The sequence below is a fragment of the Micromonospora sp. NPDC049529 genome (genome assembly GCF_055586685.1).
In genome coordinates, this window is the sequence record NZ_JBVJHT010000037.1 from 21289 (window position 1) to 27492 (window position 6204).

Genomic DNA, 6204 nt, shown 5'->3' on the forward strand with positions numbered 1-6204 from the left:
CGCCGAGTGGCGTCACCGCAGCAGTACGTAGCGTATCAGTCAGGCGTCGTAGCGTGAATTCCAAGTTTGTGCCACTTTCGAACCGGCCCGAGCCGGCCACTAGACCAACCCGTGCAGGTACGGAGACGGCGCGCCGTACACCAGCTCGGGTGGAGTCCACTCGGTCAAGTCGTGTAGCACGACATCTTCCGCGAGGAGGTAGCCCGCGCTCGACGGCCAGGTTATCGCATATAACCACCGTCCCCGAGCTTCGCCGACGTACGCGCTTCGGTCTGTCGGGGATTTGACCGACCAAAGTGGAGTCGGATGCCCGTCGGCCCGGACCTTCGCATGTGGCGGGTGCTCGGCGTGACCCGGCAGCTCATCGGCCATCACGTCGGCGAGCAGGGCGCCGGGGTCGAGCCCGGCGATGCCGGCGAACCGGGTGCCGAGACCGACGCCGGGCTCCTCCGCCACCAGGACCAGGTCGGCCGGTCCGCCGCCCAGCGGAGCCGGTCCGCTGCACGCCACGGCGGTGGCTCGCACACCCGTACGATCGTCACCGGCCCAGACCGCGCCGGTCATCACCCAACCGGTCGGCAGCGGCCACGGACACCACAGCGGTATCGGGAAAGCGTTCACCGGCTCGGGCGTGTCCCTGATCCGGGTGGTCGCGCTCGCCACGATCTCCGGCCCGACCTGTCCGGCCGTGTGCAGTGGCGGCACCGGGCCGCAGTCGGCGCAGCGCCAGTCGGTGTGCATCAGGTCCGGCGGCGACACCGCGCCACCGCACCTCGGACAACTCACCGCAAGACTCACACGAACTACAGTCCACGGCACAGCACCCCGTAGTCAAGCGAACCGGCCTTTTCGGTCAACTTGCCTCGGAGCGGCGGTCCGCCGGGCGAGCCGGACGACTACGGCGACGGCGGCGGACCGGCGTGCTCCCGGATCCACGCGTGCATGGCGATCCCGCTGGCCACCCCCGCGTTGATCGAGCGGGTGGACCCGTACTGGGCGATCGAGAGAAGTTGGTCGCAGGCGGCACGGGCCGGATCGGACAGGCCCGGCCCCTCCTGCCCGAAGAGCAGGACGCACCGGGGCGGCAGCGCGACCGTCTCCAGCGGGCGCGAACCGGGCAGGTTGTCGATCCCGATGACCACCAGGTCGGCCGCCCGGGCCCAGCCGACGAACCCTTCGATCGTCTCGTGGTGCCGGACATGCTGGTACCGGTCGGTCACCATGGCACCCCGCCGGTTCCACCGACGCCGCCCGACCACGTGCACCTCGGCGGCGAGGAAGGCGTTGGCGTTGCGGACCACGGTGCCGATGTTGAAGTCGTGCTGCCAGTTCTCGATCGCCACGTGGAAGGTGTGCCGGCGCCGGTCCAGGTCGTCGACGACCGCCTCCTGCCGCCAGTACCGGTAGCGGTCCACCACGTTGCGCCGGTCGCCGTGGGCGAGCAGTTCGGGGTCGTACCGGGGATCGGTCGGTAGGTCGCCCGACCACGGGCCGACGCCGACCTCCGACTCGTCGCCCTCCGGGGCCGCACCTTCCACGATCTGCAGAGGGTACGCACCCGTCCGGCGGTCCAGCTCAGCGCAGGCCCAGCGCGGTACCGAGCCGGCCGAGGAAGCCACCGGCACCGTCGGGCAGCCACTCCCCCGAGGTGCCGAGGTGCCGGTCGACCGGATGGGCCGCCCGGCGTACGCGGGCGGCCACCGACTGCACCCACTGCCGGTACGCCGCGGAGTCGGCCGGGTCCGCCCGATCGGTGAGCAGTTCGACCGCCGCATGGCAGGAGACCAGTAGCCCGGCCAGCCGGTCGTGCCGGTCGGCCCACTGGCGGTCGGCCCGCTGCCCGGCGCCCGGCGCGGCCGGATACCCGTCGACGGGTACGCCGCCGAACGCGTCCGACCGCCACGGCGGGCGGGTTCCGGCGTAGAGCGGGGTGTCGTCGGGTTCGGCGTAGATGGCCGCCACCACGGCCCGGACCAGATCACTGTCGAAGGCCCGCCCGGCGGCGATGCCCTCCAGTCCGGCCAGCCCTTCGAGCACCGCGTGGCGCGGGCTCGCCGGCTGGGGCGAGGTCGCCGCCACCAGCACCCGACCCGGCAGCCGGATGAGCAGTTTCCATTCGTCGGTGGAGTAGGCCAGGGTGGGCGCCTGCCCGGTCCGACGACCGGCGACCGGCGGCTCACCCGGCACGGAGTGGCTCATGGGGGACCTCCCGGCGCCAGCATATGACCGCAGGAGCAGAGGTACGGGGTGTTGCCACACGAAGAACGGGGGGCAGGCGGACCGTCACTGCCGGGGCCTGTCATCGGGCAGGGTCGGGCCCCGGATCAGAAACGGGGCCGGACGCAATGAGCGGCGGGGCCCTCCCCGGCACCCGCCGCCCACGCTCTGATACGAGAGATTCTGCCCGATGACAGCCGTACGCAGAAGAGTCGAAACAGAGACAGAGGTCACAGTTACTTTTTCGCAACACTACTTTACGTGAGAGTTGATGTTGCGGTGACCGATGGTCATCCGGGCAATTACCCCTCCCCAGCAGCGTGATCACCGGATCACCGCAGGTCGTTAGACCCACCAACCTGGAAGCGCTCCCGTCACGGTGAGTATTCAGTTAATCTTCTTTAATCGAGCTCTCTTTTCCACCCATGAACCGATGAGCATCGATGGAGCCGGGTCCGGGTACGGGACGACCGATCGACCCCCCTCGTTCGGGTGAGTCGACGTGACCCTGGCCACGCTGGGCGTTTCGGTGTGGGGGGACCGGGAATGTCCGTACGGGTGAAGAGGTTCTTGCAGGCGTAGGTCTCAACCCGTGAACGGAGAGTTCAATGGCGACCGTTGAGCTGACTTCAGCCAACTTCGACGAGGTGACCAGCTCGGAGGGCACCGTTCTGGTGGACTTCTGGGCAGATTGGTGTGGCCCCTGTAAGCGGTTCGCCCCGGTCTACGAAAACTCGTCCGAGAAGCACCCGGACATCGTCTTCGGCAAGGTCGACACCGAGGCTCAGCAGGAGATCGCCGCCAAGTTCGAGATCCGCTCGATCCCCACGATCATGGCGGTCCGCGACGGCGTCATCGTCTTCTCCCAGCCCGGCGCGCTGCCCGAGACCGCTCTTGAGTCGCTGATCGAGCAGGTCCAGCAGCTCGACATGGACGACGTCCGCAAGCAGCTCGCCAGCCACGAACACTGACCCACCCGCACCAACTCCCCGGCCGGACACGCACCACGTGTCCGGCCGGTGCCGTCTCCCGCCCTCCCCTTCTCCCGGGCTACCGGGGGGTGGGGCCGTAGCGTTGTTCGCGGACGGACTGGGGCAGGGAGCAGGCGGCGGTGCCGCCGGGCATGCGGTGCCGGTTGCGGGCCACCCAGCGGTACGCGGGCCAGGCGAGCGCGCGTACCGGGGGGAGGCGGAGCAGTCGGCCGAGCGCCCCCCAGAGCCGCCCGCTCTCGCCGAGCAGCCGGGCGATGGCATCGGGACCGGCCGCCCGGACCCCGTCCGCACCGATCCACTGGACGGCCGCGTCGCAGTCCGCGACGGTCAGGCCGAGCGCGTCGATGTCGGTGAACTGCCAGGGCAGCACCTTGGCGCGGGTCGGGATGCGCCGACCGACGAACTCCGCACAGGTCGTGCAGAACGCGCAGTCGCCGTCGTACAGGAAGATGGACCGGTCCATTCGTCCATCTTCCTCCAGCCGTGGCGGGGCGGGCCAGGTCATGTCATGACGATCATGCCGGGCCGGGGCGGACCGGAAGCCCGCCTACCCCACCGCCGCCAGGTAACCGGCGAGCGTGGCGTCCAGTACCTCCCGCCCGGGACGGGCCCACACCCCGGCGTGGAACACCTCGACCTCGATCGGTCCGGTGAAACCGGCACCGTCCACCGCCTCGGCGAACCGGCGCAGGTCCACGCAGCCCTCGCCGGGCAGGCCACGCCCGAGCAGCACCCCCTCCGGAAGCGGGGTGATCCAGTCGGCGAGTTGGAAGCAGGCGATCCGCCCCTCCCGGCCAGCCCGGTCGATCTGCGTCCACACCCGGTCGTCCCACCACAGGTGGTAGGTGTCGACCACCACCCCGACCGCCTCCGCCGGGTACGGCGACGCCAGGTCGAGCGCCTGCCCGAGACTGGCCACCACACATCGGTCGGAGCAGAACATCGGATGCAGCGGCTCGATCGCCAGCCGGACCCCGGCGTCGAGCGCGTACGGCACCAGCGCGCCGATCGAGTCGCCCACGTGCGCCCGTGCCCCGTCCAGGTCCCGGCTGTCCTCGGGCAGTCCGCCGGAGACCAGCACCAGCACCGGGGCGCCGAGCGTGGCCGCCTCGTCGATCGCCCGCCGGTTCTCGTCGTACCAGTCGGGGGTGTTGAAGAAACCGCCCCGGCACAGTGAGGTGACCGCGAGCCCGGCGCCGCGGACCAGCGCCGCGGTCTTCGCCACGCCGTAGGCGCGGGTCTCCTCCCGCCAGAGGCCGACCTGGCCGACCCCGGCGTCGACGCAGCCGGCGACCAGGTCCTCCATCGGCCAGTATTTCGTGGTCGCCTGGTTCAGCGAGAACCGGTCGCGCACGGATCCGCTCACCGGGAGGGCTCGCCGGACAGCTCGGGGATCCCGATCCGGACGCCGTCGCGGGCCGAGCGCAGCCCCAGCTCCGCGAGTTGGACGCCGCGTGCGCCGGCCCACAGGTCCCAGGTGTACGGCTGGTCCTCGACCACGTGACGCAGGAACAGCTCCCACTGCGCCTTGAAGCCGTTGTCGAACTCCTCGTTGTCCGGCACGACCTGCCACTGGGACCGGAAGTCCTCGGTGGCCGGCAGGTCCGGGTTCCAGACCGGCTTGGGCGTGGTCGACCGGTGCTGGATCCGGCAGTTGCGCAGCCCGGCGACGGCGCTGCCCTCGGTGCCGTCGACCTGGAACTCGACCAGTTCGTCGCGGTAGACCCGCACTCCCCAGGAGGAGTTGATCTGGGCAACGATCGGGGTCGACTGGCCCGGCCGGTCGATCTCGAAGATGCCGTACGCGGCGTCGTCGGCGGTCGCGTCGTACGGCTCGCCGGCCTCGTCCCAGCGGGTCGGGATGTGTGTCGCCACGTGCGCCGTCACGGCGGTGACCTGGCCGAAGATCTGCTCCAGCACGTAGTGCCAGTGCGGGAACATGTCCACCACGATGCCGCCGCCGTCGGCCGACCGGTAGTTCCAGGACGGGCGCTGCGCCGGCTGCCAGTCGCCCTCGAAGACCCAGTAGCCGAACTCGCCCCGGATGGACAGGATGCGGCCGAAGAAACCGCCCTTGACCAGCCGGTCGAGCTTGCGCAGGCCGGGCAGGAAGAGCTTGTCCTGCACCACGCCGTGCTTGATGCCGGCGGCATCGGCGAGCCGGGCCAGTTCGACCGCGCCGGAGAGGTCCTCGGCGGTCGGCTTTTCGGTGTAGATGTGCTTGCCGGCCTCGATCGCCAGCCGGAGCGCCTTCTCCCGCTGGGCGGTGACCTGGGAGTCGAAGTAGATCTGTACGTCCGGCCGGGCCAGCGCAGCGGTGAGGTCGGTGGTCCACTCGGTCAGGCCGTGCCGCTGCGCGATCTCCCGGAGCTTGTTCTCGCTGCGGCCGACCAGCACCGGCTCGGGCCAGAGCCGGGTGCCGTCGCGCAGCGGCAGGCCGCCCTGTTCGCGGATCGCGAGCAGCGAGCGGACCAGGTGCTGCCGGTAGCCCATGCGGCCGGTCACGCCGTTGAGCACGATCCCGATCGTGGTACGGGCCATGCCGTTGCCTCCTCAGGCTGTCGCGGTCGATCCAGCTAGCTGTTCGATCCGGGGGTTCGGGTACGGGACACGCCGGCAAAGCGGCAGGTAAGCGCTTTCCTGCGCACGTTACTGGTCCGGACCCGGATTCGGCAAGGGCTTTCCTCGTGCCCGGACCGGCTCGCGCTATCCTCACCTCCAGCCGGCTTCAGGGCGGCCGGGGAGAGGTCGGATCGATGGCCACCTTGGCAGACGTGGCGCGCCGCGCGGGGGTCTCCCCCGCCACCGCGTCCCGGATCATCAACGGCAGTGCGAAACCGGTCACCGACACGCTGCGGGAGCGGGTGTTGGCGGCGGTCGAGGAACTCCAGTACGTCCCGAACGCGCACGCCCAACTACTCGCCCGCAACCACCGCTCCGCCGTCGGCGTCATCGTCCACGACGTCTCCGACCCCTACTTCGCCGAAATCACCCG

At 70.5% G+C, this 6204-nt stretch carries 8 protein-coding genes; 2 read left to right on the top strand and 6 right to left on the bottom strand.

The genetic code is table 11. The features are described from left to right. Positions 1-99: 99 nt before the first annotated feature. From ACZ6QQ_RS36510 to ACZ6QQ_RS36520, 3 genes are all read right to left on the bottom strand, one after another. Positions 100-819, bottom strand: a complete 720-nt coding sequence (locus ACZ6QQ_RS36510) for a DUF6758 family protein (RefSeq protein ID WP_465882592.1) — start codon at positions 817-819, stop codon at positions 100-102. Positions 820-896: 77 nt separating this feature from the next. After that, positions 897-1538, bottom strand: a complete 642-nt coding sequence (locus tag ACZ6QQ_RS36515; protein ID WP_465882594.1) for a TrmH family RNA methyltransferase — start codon at positions 1536-1538, stop codon at positions 897-899. A gap of 37 nt (positions 1539-1575) precedes the next feature. Further along, the gene (locus ACZ6QQ_RS36520) at positions 1576-2199 is read right to left on the bottom strand and encodes a hypothetical protein (RefSeq protein ID WP_465882595.1); all 624 of its coding nucleotides are present in this window, start codon (positions 2197-2199) and stop codon (positions 1576-1578) included. Between the two features lie 626 nt (positions 2200-2825). On the opposite strand from ACZ6QQ_RS36520, the gene trxA reads away from it, so the two are divergent. Then, the gene (gene trxA, locus ACZ6QQ_RS36525) at positions 2826-3188 is read left to right on the top strand and encodes a thioredoxin (RefSeq protein WP_465882596.1); all 363 of its coding nucleotides are present in this window, start codon (positions 2826-2828) and stop codon (positions 3186-3188) included. A gap of 79 nt (positions 3189-3267) precedes the next feature. Here trxA and ACZ6QQ_RS36530 read toward each other — a convergent pair whose 3' ends face one another. The 3 genes from ACZ6QQ_RS36530 to ACZ6QQ_RS36540 all read right to left on the bottom strand — a co-directional run bounded on the left by ACZ6QQ_RS36530 (position 3268) and on the right by ACZ6QQ_RS36540 (position 5750). Further along, positions 3268-3672, bottom strand: coding sequence for a thiol-disulfide oxidoreductase DCC family protein (locus ACZ6QQ_RS36530; protein WP_465882604.1), 405 nt, complete (start codon positions 3670-3672; stop codon positions 3268-3270). A gap of 84 nt (positions 3673-3756) precedes the next feature. Further along, positions 3757-4515 carry a sugar phosphate isomerase/epimerase family protein gene (locus tag ACZ6QQ_RS36535; protein WP_465882605.1) on the bottom strand — a complete coding sequence of 253 codons (759 nt, stop codon included), beginning with the start codon at positions 4513-4515 and terminating at the stop codon, positions 3757-3759. Positions 4516-4571: 56 nt separating this feature from the next. Beyond that, positions 4572-5750, bottom strand: coding sequence for a Gfo/Idh/MocA family protein (locus tag ACZ6QQ_RS36540; RefSeq protein ID WP_465882598.1), 1179 nt, complete (start codon positions 5748-5750; stop codon positions 4572-4574). A gap of 215 nt (positions 5751-5965) precedes the next feature. Between ACZ6QQ_RS36540 and ACZ6QQ_RS36545 the strand changes: the two genes are divergently transcribed. Continuing rightward, positions 5966-6204, top strand: a 239-nt coding sequence (locus ACZ6QQ_RS36545) for a LacI family DNA-binding transcriptional regulator (RefSeq protein WP_465882599.1), incomplete at its 3' end; no start/stop codon positions are given.

What these genes read in the sequence shown, in the direction of transcription:
- ACZ6QQ_RS36530 (WP_465882604.1), bottom strand. Translation starts at nt 3,672, where the DNA reads ATGGACCGGTCCATCTTCCTGTACGACGGCGACTGCGCGTTCTGCACG.
- ACZ6QQ_RS36535 (WP_465882605.1), bottom strand. Translation starts at nt 4,515, where the DNA reads ATGGAGGACCTGGTCGCCGGCTGCGTCGACGCCGGGGTCGGCCAGGTC.
- ACZ6QQ_RS36540 (WP_465882598.1), bottom strand. Translation starts at nt 5,750, where the DNA reads ATGGCCCGTACCACGATCGGGATCGTGCTCAACGGCGTGACCGGCCGC.
- trxA (WP_465882596.1), top strand. Translation starts at nt 2,826, where the DNA reads ATGGCGACCGTTGAGCTGACTTCAGCCAACTTCGACGAGGTGACCAGC.
- ACZ6QQ_RS36520 (WP_465882595.1), bottom strand. Translation starts at nt 2,199, where the DNA reads ATGAGCCACTCCGTGCCGGGTGAGCCGCCGGTCGCCGGTCGTCGGACC.